Source organism: Terribacillus halophilus (assembly GCF_900162685.1).
Taxonomy (GTDB): domain Bacteria; phylum Bacillota; class Bacilli; order Bacillales; family Amphibacillaceae; genus Terribacillus; species Terribacillus halophilus_A.
On sequence record NZ_LT727828.1, the window covers coordinates 471356 to 484440 of the forward strand.

General features: G+C 42.6%; 13 protein-coding genes. 9 read left to right on the plus strand and 4 right to left on the minus strand.

The annotated features are described in order from the left end of the window. Together B1K52_RS07085 and B1K52_RS07090 are read left to right on the plus strand one after the other, a co-directional pair. Positions 1-1124: MFS transporter (locus B1K52_RS07085; RefSeq protein WP_077306730.1), on the plus strand; the 1124-nt coding region annotated here is incomplete at its 5' end. A gap of 89 nt (positions 1125-1213) precedes the next feature. After that, entirely contained in the window at positions 1214-1624 is a 411-nt protein-coding gene (locus tag B1K52_RS07090; RefSeq protein WP_077306732.1) for a hypothetical protein, read from the plus strand. Positions 1625-1680: 56 nt separating this feature from the next. Here B1K52_RS07090 and B1K52_RS07095 read toward each other — a convergent pair whose 3' ends face one another. Continuing rightward, positions 1681-2640, minus strand: a complete 960-nt coding sequence (locus B1K52_RS07095; RefSeq protein WP_077306734.1) for a cation diffusion facilitator family transporter — start codon at positions 2638-2640, stop codon at positions 1681-1683. A gap of 18 nt (positions 2641-2658) precedes the next feature. Further along, entirely contained in the window at positions 2659-2967 is a 309-nt protein-coding gene (locus B1K52_RS07100; protein ID WP_077306736.1) for an ArsR/SmtB family transcription factor, read from the minus strand. A 474-nt stretch (positions 2968-3441) separates the two neighbouring features. On the opposite strand from B1K52_RS07100, the gene B1K52_RS07105 reads away from it, so the two are divergent. Both B1K52_RS07105 and B1K52_RS07110 read left to right on the plus strand, forming a co-directional pair. Then, complete coding sequence (locus tag B1K52_RS07105; RefSeq protein WP_077306738.1) at positions 3442-5031, plus strand: SulP family inorganic anion transporter; 1590 nt, start codon at positions 3442-3444, stop codon at positions 5029-5031. 189 nt (positions 5032-5220) lie between these two features. Further along, positions 5221-7128 carry a S8 family serine peptidase gene (locus tag B1K52_RS07110; RefSeq protein ID WP_077306740.1) on the plus strand — a complete coding sequence of 636 codons (1908 nt, stop codon included), beginning with the start codon at positions 5221-5223 and terminating at the stop codon, positions 7126-7128. Between the two features lie 292 nt (positions 7129-7420). Here B1K52_RS07110 and uvsE read toward each other — a convergent pair whose 3' ends face one another. Beyond that, positions 7421-8377 carry a UV DNA damage repair endonuclease UvsE gene (uvsE, locus tag B1K52_RS07115; RefSeq protein WP_077306742.1) on the minus strand — a complete coding sequence of 319 codons (957 nt, stop codon included), beginning with the start codon at positions 8375-8377 and terminating at the stop codon, positions 7421-7423. A gap of 192 nt (positions 8378-8569) precedes the next feature. Here uvsE and B1K52_RS07120 point away from each other — a divergent pair, with 192 nt between their 5' ends. The 5 genes from B1K52_RS07120 (at position 8570) to B1K52_RS07140 (ending at position 12514) form a co-directional block, all read left to right on the plus strand. After that, positions 8570-9082, plus strand: a complete 513-nt coding sequence (locus B1K52_RS07120) for a DUF4178 domain-containing protein (protein ID WP_077306744.1) — start codon at positions 8570-8572, stop codon at positions 9080-9082. A 23-nt stretch (positions 9083-9105) separates the two neighbouring features. After that, complete coding sequence (locus tag B1K52_RS07125; protein ID WP_077306746.1) at positions 9106-9774, plus strand: PspA/IM30 family protein; 669 nt, start codon at positions 9106-9108, stop codon at positions 9772-9774. Positions 9775-9868: 94 nt separating this feature from the next. After that, positions 9869-10513, plus strand: coding sequence for a DUF4247 domain-containing protein (locus B1K52_RS07130; RefSeq protein WP_077306748.1), 645 nt, complete (start codon positions 9869-9871; stop codon positions 10511-10513). A gap of 26 nt (positions 10514-10539) precedes the next feature. Further along, positions 10540-10935, plus strand: coding sequence for a DUF350 domain-containing protein (locus B1K52_RS07135; RefSeq protein ID WP_077306750.1), 396 nt, complete (start codon positions 10540-10542; stop codon positions 10933-10935). Positions 10936-10963: 28 nt separating this feature from the next. Continuing rightward, positions 10964-12514 (plus strand): polyamine aminopropyltransferase, encoded by a 1551-nt coding sequence (locus B1K52_RS07140; protein WP_077306752.1) that lies wholly within the window; start codon positions 10964-10966, stop codon positions 12512-12514. On the opposite strand, the gene B1K52_RS07145 is transcribed toward B1K52_RS07140, so the two are convergent. Further along, on the minus strand, positions 12511-12951 hold the full coding sequence (locus B1K52_RS07145; protein WP_077306754.1) for an Lrp/AsnC family transcriptional regulator: 441 nt from the start codon (positions 12949-12951) through the stop codon (positions 12511-12513). The two genes, B1K52_RS07140 and B1K52_RS07145, sit on opposite strands and share 4 nt — an antisense overlap. Positions 12952-13085 lie beyond the last annotated feature (134 nt).

The following is a 13085-nucleotide window of genomic DNA, read 5'->3' on the forward strand; positions in this document are numbered from 1 at the left end:
TGGCGGGTATTCTGATGCTTGTTAATGTGTTTCTAGGCATTGGGATGTCTTTGCTAGGCGGGTACTTCAGTGACGTATTTGGACGGCGCAAAATCATGCTGCTGGCAGAGTCACTTCGACTGGTGGCCTTTTTTATGATGATGCTAAGCAATTCGCCGTGGTTTGAATCACCAGCTATTACATATAGCATGGTGATGCTGAACAGTCTTTGCTGGGGATTAGCCGGACCAGCTAACGATGCCATGCTGATTGACGTCAGTGCACCTGATCAGCGTCGCTTAATTTATTCAATCGGATACTGGGCTAGCAACTTATCGGTTGCTTTAGGCGGTATTGCCGGTGCCTTTATGTTTGAGAACTATTTATTTGAATTATTCATGGCACTGACAATCGCTGCTGGTGCGACGTTATTCATTGTTTACTTTTTCATTTCAGAAACGCATTTCCCGGGGAAAACCGAGGTTAGACCACTGCAGCATATCACGCAAATCTTTGGTACTTACCGAAATGTTATGCAGGATCGGCTGTTCGTTTGGTTCATAGCAGGAGGCATACTTGTTTTAAGTATGGAGTTTCAGCTGACAAGCTATATCGGCATTCGCCTGTCTGAAGAGATGCCGACGCAGCAGTTCCTGTTCTGGGAAGTAGACGGCGTAAAGATGATGGGCTTCTTACGAAGTGAAAATACCATTCTTGTCGTCCTGCTTGCGCTGTTTACTGCCAAATTGATCACAGGGATGAAGGATCGGTTCGTACTCGTTACTAGCTGCCTTGTGTTTACAATGGGTTATGCAGCGCTTACGTTCTCGACAAATATTTGGGTGTTATTCATTATGATGGCCGTGCTAACGATTGGCGAGGTATTTCGGGTACCTGTTGAGCAGTCTTATATGGCTGCCATTCCGCCGGATGATAAGCGCAGTGCCTATATGGCTTTTGGAGGCTTGCAGTATAACCTATCTATGCTGATTGTTTCCTTAACCGTAACACTTAGCGGCTATCTGTCTTCCGTTATCATGGGTATATTACTCACTTTGATTGGTTTGGCTGGAACCTTTATCTTATTCAGAATTACACCTAACCTAGATATAAGAAAACTGGAAGCCGAACAAAAAGCGGGTTAATTTCGGCAGGTACGTACACAATCGGACAAAAAGGTACACGCATAAAATAAAGCAGAAAGGAGCAGAACGTAAAGAGAGGGGTAGGCACATTGATACCCGGAGGAAAAAACAATGATCAAATTTCACGTGTCGAGCTCTTGGAAATGCAATTGAAGGTTCGGGAAGATTTCCAAGGGGAAATTGATAGCATCAAAGAGGACTTGGTTAGTATCAATGAACGATTGCTGCCGCTGGGGAAATGGCTGGAAAACATCGAAAATCATACAGCAAAGATGGCAGAGACGCTGGAAAAGCAAAATGACACCCAGGATCAAATTATGGGGAAGCTATATGAACAAGAGATGAAAATACAGGAAATTCAATCGAATAATAGCTTTAAAAAAGAAAAGCTGCGCGTCAAAGGTGCTGTGTTGATAAGTATCATTTCTTTATTTGGTGCAGGTTCCGGCATTGGCATGATAGTTGGCAAACGCCTGACAGAACTTTTATTTGGCAATTAGATAGACGTTTTGCTCCTTTCTGCAAGAAAAAAGACGAGGAGAAATCCTCGTCTTTTCTAATGGGCATGTGTATGAGGATGAGATTCAGCATCATGCAGACACATGAGGGATTCCTCGTGCGTATGGGTTGCTGTTTCCATTTGAATTGTTACGTGTCCAATACCTAGATGCTCCAAATCGTGCTCAATGTTTCGGAGCATATGCTGGCTTTCTTCGACTAGTAAATTTCCTTGAACGACGGCATGGCAGGAAAGAGCATTCTGTCCGCTAGTTATGCTCCATACATGCAAGTCATGAATGGAAATAATACCAGGCGTCTTTTCCATACAATCAATGATTTTAGACATTTCCACATTACGTGGCGTGCCTTCCATTAACACGTGAATGCTATCCTTCGTTACGCGCCACCCGCTTGTGATGACGAGAGCAGCAACAATGACACTAGCGACTGGATCAGCCCAGCTCCAGCCGAAAAAGAGTACAAGCAAAGCTGCAACGATTGCGCCGACTGAACCGAGCAAATCGCCTAGTACATGAAGGAAAGCTGCTCGGATATTCAAGTTTTCGCTTGTATCGCCGCGCATGAGAATCCAAGCAACGACTATGTTTACAAAAAAACCAATAGTGGCAATCGTCAGCATACCGCTTGAAGCAATATCAGCAGGCTCTTGGAACCGTTGAATCGCTTCATAAAATATATATAGTGAAACAAGAATCAAAGTAACACCATTGAATAGTGCTGCTAAAATCTCAAATCGCTTATACCCGTATGTTTTGCTGTAATTCGCAACTCGCTCTCCGACTACGAATGCAAATAAACCAACGCCTAGTGATACAGCATCACTCAGCATATGGCCGGCATCTGATAGTAATGCAAGGCTGTTCGTTAGAAAACCTCCAACTGCTTCTAGGAGCATGAATCCAGCTGTCAGGATAAAACTAATCAATAAAGCTTTTTTATTGGCATTATGTCCGTGATGGTGATGACCGTGCGCGTGATCGTGTCCGTGTCCCATACATATTCCTCCAATAGATTAATTATGGCAGGCGTGATTAATAGCTTCCGTTAGTAAATCGATGACGTGCTTGTCATCATGTGAATAATAAATCGTTGTACCTTCCCGTCTGGACTTTACAAGGCGGATTTTTTTCATGGTGCTCAGCTGATGCGAAACAGTAGATTGATGAAGTTCCAGTTTCTCTGCGATTTCATTGACGCTGTATTCTTGATCAAGAAGAAAGTGTAAAATTCGAATTCTAGTTGGATCGCCTAGTGCTTTAAATATTTGTGAAACATGCGTTAATTGCTCTTCTGTCAATTCCGGCTCCGTATCGTACTTCATGGACAGTCGCTCCTCTTATTTGTTTATATGCATATATTAGCATATATAAATATTCTAAGCAAATTCTAATCTTATTCTTACCTATAAAATTATTACTAAATCAACGAGGTAATTAGTCGGATTGCGACAGGAATAGTAAACGTAAACGCACAGGCGGAAAGAGGTGGGAAGAAAGAACCGGAAATAAAAGAAATTACATTTTTTTTACGAGAAGTATGTAAATGCTTATGTTTTAGAAGGATTCTTAAAGCGCAGCTTCTATAGAGGCAGGAGAATAGTTTGTTTTAAAAAACTAAAGTAAATGGTGTTTGTTTATGAGAATAATAGAATCTATAGACAATGGTATGATATACATTTTTTTAATTTTCACGAATACTTAGGTTTACCAGATAAGTGAGAGGAGGCTGCAGTCAGCTGTTCTGCAATTTATGCCAACGAAAAGACAAGGTGACAAAAAAGAAAGGTAGTGATGAAATGAAAAGACTTGGAAGATACAGCGGTTATAATTTGCAAGCGCTTCGTCGGGATGTTATCGCCGGAGTCGTTGTCGGTATCGTTGCTATTCCACTTGGCATGTCCTTCGCCATTGCATCGGGAGTCAATCCAGAATATGGTCTGTATACTGTCATTATTGGTGGTCTGCTTATTTCATTACTAGGTGGATCAAGATTCCAGATTGGAGGGCCGACAGGAGCTTTTGTTCCGATTCTTCTGGGGGTTGTTATCCAATTTGGTTATCAAGATCTTTTACTGGCAGGTATGCTGGCAGGAATATTGCTGGTTATATTCGGTTTGCTGAAGCTCGGAAGTTTAATTAAGTTCATTCCGCGCCCCGTTGTTATAGGATTTACTGCGGGAATTGCTGTCATTATTTTCACAGGACAGATTGGGAATTTCACAGGCATCCAAGCAGAACAGGAAGAGGGCTTTTTATTAAAGATGCAGGCTCTTGCAGCAGCTGCAGACACAATTAATATATATAGTTTAATTGTTGCAAGTGTATCATTAGCAGCAATATTACTTACTCCGAGAATTCTCCCTAAAGTTCCGGGAGCACTAGTGGGGCTAATTCTTTCAACGCTCGCAGCAGTCTTATTTTTCCCTGGAAATGTTGCAACAATCGGCAGTGTATACGGAGATATACCAAGTCAGCTGCCACAGCTGCAATTCCCAGCTGTTACACTGGACAAGATTATTTACTTGCTGCCATCGGCCATTGCGATTGCTTTATTAGGCGGAGTGGAATCACTTTTGTCGGCCACAGTGGCGGATAATATGGCTAAAACGAAGCATCACAGCAACCGAGAGCTCGTCGGTCAAGGTATAGCAAATATTGCTGTCCCGCTTTTTGGCGGTATTCCAGCAACAGGTGCAATTGCACGGACGGCAACAAATATACGAAATAAAGCCTTCTCACCTGTGTCTGGTGTCGTGCATTGTATTTTTGTATTGCTCATATTGCTTCTGCTAGCACCTTATGCTTCCGCCATTCCGTTGGCCAGTATGGCACCGATTCTTATGGTTGTTGCATGGAATATGAGCGAACGGAAAGAGGTAGTTCATATCATACGCATGCGAACGTTTGATTCGTTTATTCTTGCAGTTACCTTTGTGCTGACTGTTCTGGCTGATTTGACAGTTGGAGTGGGTTGCGGTCTGCTGCTAGCCTTCGTTGTTTTTGTTAAACGAATGAGTGCAGTCCTCTTTGTAAAAGACGAACAAATCCTCGTGAAAGAAACAGATGGTTTACGGATATGCCAGTTTGAAGGGCCGTTGTTCTTCGGGTCTACCGATATTCTAGAAAAAGTGGTGGAAAAGGCGATGCGCGAAGAACCGGACTCGCTCGTTCTTGATTTGCAGAAAGTTTCCTACATGGACACATCCGCCGAAGCTGCACTGCACAAACTTGTAGAACACTATAAAAAAGCCAGCAAACAGCTGCTTCTCCTTGGTGTCCATGGACAGCCAGAACGGCTGCTGAAGAAGACTGGATTGCTCGCTAAGATTGGAAAAGAGCACACAGTAAATAAACGAGAGGAAGCTGTCCGCATATGCACTTCCTAAACAAAAAACGAGCAACTCTTGGGGGGAGAGTTGCTCGTTTTTTGGTAGAAGAATGCTTCTCCAAGTAATATTCAGCGAAATTGTATCAAGTAAAAATGATAGATACATTTGCAGAATTTCTGGTTCAACCTTTGTCAATATATGCCGATATAAAAAGCATGACTTTATTGGGGAAAGGGATTTTTACAAATGAGAAAGCAATTAGCGAAGCAATTGGTGTTCGCTTCTTTAGTAATGGGTTCGATATTTCTGCTGCCGGTGGACAAGGCAGATGCTCAAGGAGAAGATCAAGTAATTGTCGTCTATGAAAATAAGCAAGGAGAACAGGATGTAAAAGATAGCGGTGCCGTTATAAAAGAGCAATATGATCAGCTTTCTGCAGCAACGGTATCAGCTGATACAGACTCCATTGATAAATTAAAGCGTGATCCAGATATTAAATATGTAGAGAATGACGTTACATTCCGAATCGCAGACAATGGTGAGACAACATCCCAAATCGTAGAACAATGGAATCTTGCTCCTATCCAGGCTGCTTCGGCCTGGGAAGCAGGTTTAACAGGAGATGGTGTAAAAATAGCAGTTATGGATAGCGGAATCTCTCCACATCCCGAACTTACGATTGCTGGGGGATATGCAGCTGTTGATTATACAACTTCTTATGCAGATGATAAAGGACATGGTACGCATGTAGCCGGTATTATTGGTGCAAAACGTGACCAGCAGGGGATTGATGGAATTGCCCCAGGTGCGGAATTATTTGCGGTCAAAGTTCTTAATGAAAAAGGGGAAGGGACACTCTCTGATTTGTTGGAGGGTATCGATTGGGCGATCACCAATCAAATGGACATTATTAATTTAAGCATGGGCTCTGCTGATTCCAGCCAAGCCATGCAAGACGCAATGGAGAAAGCTTATCACGCTGGTGTTTTGCTAGTAGGCGCGAGTGGAAATGAAGGTGCTGGGCATCCGGTCGATTATCCAGCAGCTTATGATTCTGTAATTGCAGTATCCGCAACCGATGCGAGTAACAACCTTGCAGCTTTTTCCTCCGTTGGCAGTGAGGTGGAGTTTGCAGCTCCGGGGAAAGATATTGCCAGTACCTATCCTGGTGCTGATTATCGGCTGATGAGTGGCACATCTCAGGCTACATCCCATGTAACTGCTATGCTTGCTCTTTTGAAACAGCAGTATCCTAGTGATACAAATGTGCAGCTGCGGCAACGTTTGCAGCAGTATACCAGGGATTTGGGACAAGCAGGACGAGACGCGCTTTATGGGTACGGATTAATTCAATATCCGGAACCTGAACCGCAAGAAGTAATTAAGCAAGATGAAGCAGAAACAGAAGTAACGAAGCAAGATGAAGCAGAAACAGAACCAGAACCAGATTCCGTTAAACAAGAAGTACAAGGTGATGCAATAGAGGATACCAATAAAGAAGAAATGCAAAAAGAGGATCAGAAAGAAGAGAAAAAAGAAGAGAAAAATGAAAAGGCAAAAGAAGCAGCGTTACAGCAACTTGTGAATGATCTCAACATGACAGAGAAACAATTAGCGGAACTATTCGCAACTAATGGTTTTGACTTGTACAGTTATCCGAATCTGGAAGCTATAAAAGACAAGATCTATCAACATGTAAATGGTGTATCTGTTCATTTCTTTTTGAAAGAAACAGGCTTGCGTCGTGAGGAGTTTAATGAGTTGCTGGCAGCCAATGATCAGACACTTGCTGACTTTACAAGTTTGCAAGAACTAAGGGATTATATTTCTGCAGAAACAGAAAAGCGCGAAGAAGAAGCCGTGGCACCTTTGCCAGCAGTAAAACAGGAAGAAAAAGAATTGCTTACTATGCCAGTACCTGGCGAGCCCAAGCTGAAGGCAGAGCCCGTTATAACGAAAGTAACACCTGAAAAAGAGGACGAAGAGATTGTACTTTCCTCTAATGCAGCTGAGAATGACAAGATAGAGGATAGATCAAAAGGTCAGCAATTGCCTGACACTGCTTCCTCGTTCGGTAATGTCATAGCTGCAGGGATTACTGTAGCTTTCGTCGGGGCGTTTCTTTATGTAATCGGGCGAAGAAAGAGATATTAAAAGATAAACAGATAATCGTCGTGTATGGAAACAAAGAGGGAGAAGAGGCCGTTTGTGAAAGTAATGCGGCAATTGACGAATACACGGAGACTCCCGCGGGAAAAAGGGCTCGGTTAGGCCCCGCAGTGCTTTAGCACGAGGAGGCTGACCCGCCCGCAGGAAAGCGGAGTGTATTTCCGAAGCGGTGCACTCATCTTCGTTTCCAATGCAAAACCAAACAATACTGCTGTTAATTGCAGTACTGTTTGGATTTTTATATAGCTTAAACAGTTTTGTCCCAGCTTCACTTGCTTTATAATTCCACCGTTGCTTCGCCGATTCGTTTTACCCCTCGTATACGGGACACATCTTCAGCTAGCTGTAAGGCTGCTTTATCTTTTTGCTTCGCCTCGATCATAAAATCTACATCTTGTCCAATCGTTTTTAATTGCTTAATCAATGGCATTAGAAATTCCACATCTACATAGTCGGCATGACTTCGGTACGCTTTCTCTGATTTAGGGGAGGAGGTATGAATCTTCGGTACATGCTTTCGACCTTTCCATGTATCCATGAAGCGTGGGAGAATCTCTTCTAACGGTTCCTCGTCTGTATGGTTAGCCATATAGTGATGGATATCAAACATCATTGGAATCTGATGTCTTTCGCATACTTCCAATGTTTCAGTGGTCGTATAGGTTTTATCATCATTCTCTAATGTCATTTGGGCTTTTATTGGCTCGGGAAGCTGCTTAATGTTCTCGTGAAACCGTTCTAATGCAAGCTCCTTATTGCCATACGCACCGCCGACATGAATATTAATATATGCTTCATCTTCTAATCCCATCGCTGTCAGCATATTGTAATGGTACTGCATATCTTTGACTGCATTTCGGGTGATGTGGGGTTTATCACTGGTAAACAGGGTAAACTGATTCGGATGAAAGCTTGAGCGTATGCCGTATTCCCGAACGAGCCGGCCGATTTCTTCATATAAATCCGTGAACGGTGAAATATAGTCCCACTCTACTTCCTCATGCGTTGCCAATGGTACCAGTGAGGAAGAAAAGCGGTAAAGCTTAATTTGATGGGCGATATTATAGTGAAGTATGCGGATGGTTCTTGCTAGGTTCTCTCTCGTAATAGCATGCAGCTGAGCCGACCTTTCTTCTTCTTCCAGTTTGGACCAACGAGCATAGGTCATGGTTTTTGCTGGTGATGCTTCATATAAATTCAAGGCTGTTGATACGTAGCCAAAACGGATGTTCATACATCTTCTCCTTTGTGACAATCTGATGTTATTTTCCCCTTCTTTCGGTCTTGGTAATCCTGTTTTACGATAGCTAGTCCATGCAACTGTTCTTGCAGACCTGTATAATTAGAGAAGAACAAGAAAAAAGTTTGAAACTTTTTGTATCCTGATGCGTATAGAAGGTACAAGATATAAGGATGGTGAAAGGTTTTGGGTATTCTTTCCCGCTTATTTAAGAAAAAAGCTCCAGATCGCCCTGCTGTGAGAGAACGTAATGCACTCTCCATTCAAGTGGGTGACGTTGTCGAATATGATTTGGTCACTTACGAAGTAGTCGGTAAGATCACTTCCAGACAAGGGAATTATGAGTGGTTCGACTACCAGCTGGTGGAAGGAGACACGATATTATGGCTCTCGGCGGAAATGGATGATGAATTGGAGCTGGGTATATACAAAAAAATTCCGCTTTCTGTTTCAAAACCATATCCAAAGGAGCTAACGTACGAAGGCAGAAAATACTTCCTTGATGAACAAGGAGAAGCCAGAGTTGTTGGCGAAGGAAGAAGCCGGAATGTAAATGGCTCAACCGTCCATTTTGCAGATTATTACGATGAAGAGGAAGAGCATTTCCTTGGGCTTGAAGGCTGGGGAAGTGAGATTGAAGTTAGTTATGGTTACGAAATTAATACGCGTGAAATCAAAATCATTGCGGGTTCCAATTAAAACTACTAAAGGAGAGATTTTGTATGTTTAAATTTTTTAACAGAATGAAGACAGTTGTGAGTTCAGAATTGAATGCGATGTTAGATAAAGCGGAAGATCCGGTGAAAATGCTAGATCAATTCATGCGTGACATGGAAGCGGATATCCGAGAGGCAGAAACAGCAGTAGCGAAACAGATTGCTAACGAAAAAATGCTAAAACGAAAATATGATGATGCCAAAGCGATGGCTGATAAACGCCAGCAGCAAGCAGAGACAGCAATTGAAGCTGGTAATGATGATCTTGCACGTCGTGCTCTAGAGGATAAAAAGACACATCAAGAAACAGCTGATACACTTCATGCTTCTTGGGAACGTGCAGCAAGTGATGTAGCATCCATCCGCCAGAAACTGGATGAGATGAAGAAAGAATATGCTGAAATGAAACTGAAAAAAGATTCCTTGAAAGCTCGAGCAGAATCTGCGAAAACACGTACGAAGATGAATCGTACGATGTCTGGTATTGGCAGTGATGAATCACGCGGCGGCTTTGAGCGCATGGAAGAAAAAGTGCTGCAGTATGAAGCAGAAGCAGAAACAAGTGAGGATATGTCCAAATCCAATCGTTCACTTGATGATGAATTCGCTGCGTTGGATAAAGACGGAGTGGACGATGAGCTTGCTGCGTTGAAAAAGAAAATGGGCAAAGAATAAGCAGCCAGCACGTTCGGCAGGCTGACCCTTGCATGATGCAAGGGTTTTCGTCTGTCCGCTTTTCATACGGACTATAAAGAAGGGAGGAGCCTTCATGAAATATTGGCTGGCGGGTATTTGCTTGGTTTTTGTCCTTGTTTTGGCTGGATGTGGTGATTCGAATAATAACGACACTGCTTCACTTAGTGACATTCCAGACGAGCCGGAAAAAGAGACAGTGACTTCAAAATTTGAAAACAGTGCAGGAGAATCAATTGAAACATTAATTGATAACAACTTCTACTTACTGGATGTTGTCTCTGGAGAAAGAAGCGGAAACGCAAATGTTTACGCGACACGTTTGTATACAGTTGAAGAATTAATCGAGTTATTCAAGCAGACAGAAGGGCCGGATGAAATAAGCGAAAAAAAGAATGGACAGCAAATTATCATTTATGATGATGTATTCATAACAGTGAAGCCGAGTGAAGAAGATAGCGATGTTACCTTAATTGAAGTGGCAGACAGGACATTTGTCCGTGAAAACTACTCACCGAACTACTTGAATACTTTCTTTACATTTGCTTTGTTAAATTCTCTTTTCGGTAATAACTGGAGCCAAAGCAGAATGAATACATGTCAGAATGGCGGCTGTTATGGCGGTTACACATCTACATATCGCGATAACAATGGCGGCTCAGGCGGCATTAGCCGCGGAAATTCAAGCTATCGCGGCGGCGGTCCGAGTGCGGGTAAATAAAATAAAAACTAAGGAGGCAATGTCTTATGAACCCATTTTTATCGACTTTTCTGTACTTTATTATCGCAGTTGTGATCGTTATTATTGGTCTTATTATTTTTGAAATGATCACACACAAATACAGGGATTGGGAAGAGATTGAAAAAGGCAATACAGCAGTAGCACTATCAATTGGCGGTAAGGTGATTGGTATTTGCTTGGTGCTGTCATTTTCTATTTATCACAGCAGTGAACTTTGGGAAACACTCATTTGGGGGGCTTATGGTGTCGTCTTGCAAATGATTGCTTACTTTGTATTTGAAGGCGTAACACGACGATTTTCCGTTCAAGCCAAACTAAAAGAAAATAACATCGCTGTCGGGATTGTCTCGCTGGCTGTTTCGGTAGGACTTGGATTTGTCATCGGTGCGTCTATTACGTAAGCTTAAAGCGGTTCGGAGATGAAAAAAGATGCGGCAGAAAGTAATGAATAAAACCTCGCTCATTTACTGGGCTTCCGGTATTGTATCGATTTGTGGTATCGTGTTCGAAGTTTTGTTTGGGGCATTGGGGTCTTATATTCTCGGAGATGGTGTGAAGCAATATACGCTCACCATCTCTTTGTTTTTGACTGGTATGGGAATTGGTGCGAGTGTCAGTGAACGAGTAACGAAGAATTTAATATTGGCATTTATCTACATAGAATTTCTTGTGGCTTTGATCGGCGGTTTCTCAAGCTTCACGATGTTTGGGATAACGGCTTACACGCCAGAAGGAACAGACGCCTTTTATTTATATTTCGTTACGTTAATTGTCGGCACGCTGACAGGTGTGGAACTGCCGATTCTAATTCGCAAGGCGAACGAAATTGGAGAGACGCTCAATCGCAGTACGGCACGTGTGCTGTTCAGTGACTATGCAGGAGGACTAATTGGAGGATTACTGTTTGCTTTCCTGCTTCGCCCGCAATTCGGTATCGTTAAGTCTGCCTTTTTAGTAGGGCTGATTAACTTAGCAGTAGCATTGGTTGTCCTCTGGCTGTTCCGGTCAGAAATAAAACGCGTAGCGATGCATGGCCTAGTTGGCTCTGTTATCGGTATATTGCTTCTATTAGGTGTCTTTTTCGGGGAAGAAACTGCTTTTTCATTTGAGCAGAAACTGTACCAAGATCCAATTATCCATATGGAACAAAGTCAGTACCAAAAAGTTATCCTCACACGAGATGATGATGATGTGCGTCTCTACTTGAATGGAGGTCTGCAGTTCAGTTCCATTGATCAGCATCGCTATCATGATGCGCTCATCCATCCTGTCATGTCCCAAGCGAAGCAGCATGATCATGTGCTGATTTTAGGCGGAGGAGATGGTCTGGCTGCGAATGAGATTTTAAAATATGAAGATGTGCGAGACATCACCTTGGTTGATCTTGATCCTGCTGTAACGGATTTGGCTAAGACAGAGCCAAAGCTGCTTGATTTGAATAATCGGTCTTTGCACAATGATAAAGTGACAATCAAGAACGAAGATGCTTTTAATTATCTGAAAGGATCAGATCAGATATATGATGTTATCATTGTTGATCTGCCCGATCCGAATGATGAGAGTTTAAACAAGTTATATACGGAAGAGTTTTACTCTTTAGTCCGTAATCATATGCACCCGGAAGGAGCGATGATTGTCCAAGCTACCAGTCCGGTTTTCGCTACACAATCGTATTGGACAATCGATGAAACAATCCGTGCAACCGGCTTAGAAACAGAGAACTTCCACTTAGATGTTCCAAGCTTTGGCAACTGGGGTTTTGTCATGGCTAGCAGAAATCCGATTGACGCCAATGAGTTGGAGGTGACAGTGCCGACACAGTATTTGAAATCATCTATGATTCCGGGAATGACGGAATTTGGCAAAGATGAAGATGAAGACATCACCAATGCCGACGGAGATAAGATTGAACTTCGGCCGAATACGCTCGTCGATCCGCATTTAATTGAGATTTATCAGTCTGAATGGAAGCATTATTAATCTTCTCTAGGAAGCAAGGCCCGATAAGCAACCGGGGAAGTGAGTACAGTAGAGGTATTGAATGTCCCGTAAGGTATGAGCCGATCAATCAGTTCCCGCATTCCGTTCATGTCAGGCACAGCTGCTTTCAGCAGGTAATTGATTGGCCCCGTCACACGGTGGCATTCCAATACCCCTTCTTCTTTTGCAATCAGATTCTCAAATTCCAAATGAGGAATCTTCAATTCACTCACCTGAATAAACAACATAATATCCAGTCCTACTTTTGCATGTGCCACACGAGCAGTATAATGCTCAATTACACCTCGCTCTTCTAATCTTGCCATACGTTCAGATACACTCGGTCTGCTTAAGGCAAGTTGCTTCGACAATTCACTAATGGTAATGCGTCCATTGTGCTGCAATAATTCCAGCATTGTTCGGTCAATATGATCCATCTTATACGCTCCCTTTCACATTGCAGGTGATTCCTGCATATTATTTTCAATATGAACCTCAATTCAAGGTATTGCCTGCAAATATCTATTCATTTCTGATGTTATTTATTCTAACATAGAAAGTGAGTAAAAAG

Coding starts and splice junctions, on each gene's coding strand:
- B1K52_RS07095 (WP_077306734.1), bottom strand. CDS start 2,640: ATGGGACACGGACACGATCACGCGCACGGTCATCACCATCACGGACAT.
- B1K52_RS07130 (WP_077306748.1), top strand. CDS start 9,869: ATGAAATATTGGCTGGCGGGTATTTGCTTGGTTTTTGTCCTTGTTTTG.
- B1K52_RS07125 (WP_077306746.1), top strand. CDS start 9,106: ATGTTTAAATTTTTTAACAGAATGAAGACAGTTGTGAGTTCAGAATTG.
- B1K52_RS07105 (WP_077306738.1), top strand. CDS start 3,442: ATGAAAAGACTTGGAAGATACAGCGGTTATAATTTGCAAGCGCTTCGT.
- B1K52_RS07145 (WP_077306754.1), bottom strand. CDS start 12,951: ATGGATCATATTGACCGAACAATGCTGGAATTATTGCAGCACAATGGA.
- B1K52_RS07110 (WP_077306740.1), top strand. CDS start 5,221: ATGAGAAAGCAATTAGCGAAGCAATTGGTGTTCGCTTCTTTAGTAATG.
- B1K52_RS07135 (WP_077306750.1), top strand. CDS start 10,540: ATGAACCCATTTTTATCGACTTTTCTGTACTTTATTATCGCAGTTGTG.
- B1K52_RS07140 (WP_077306752.1), top strand. CDS start 10,964: ATGCGGCAGAAAGTAATGAATAAAACCTCGCTCATTTACTGGGCTTCC.
- B1K52_RS07100 (WP_077306736.1), bottom strand. CDS start 2,967: ATGAAGTACGATACGGAGCCGGAATTGACAGAAGAGCAATTAACGCAT.
- uvsE (WP_077306742.1), bottom strand. CDS start 8,377: ATGAACATCCGTTTTGGCTACGTATCAACAGCCTTGAATTTATATGAA.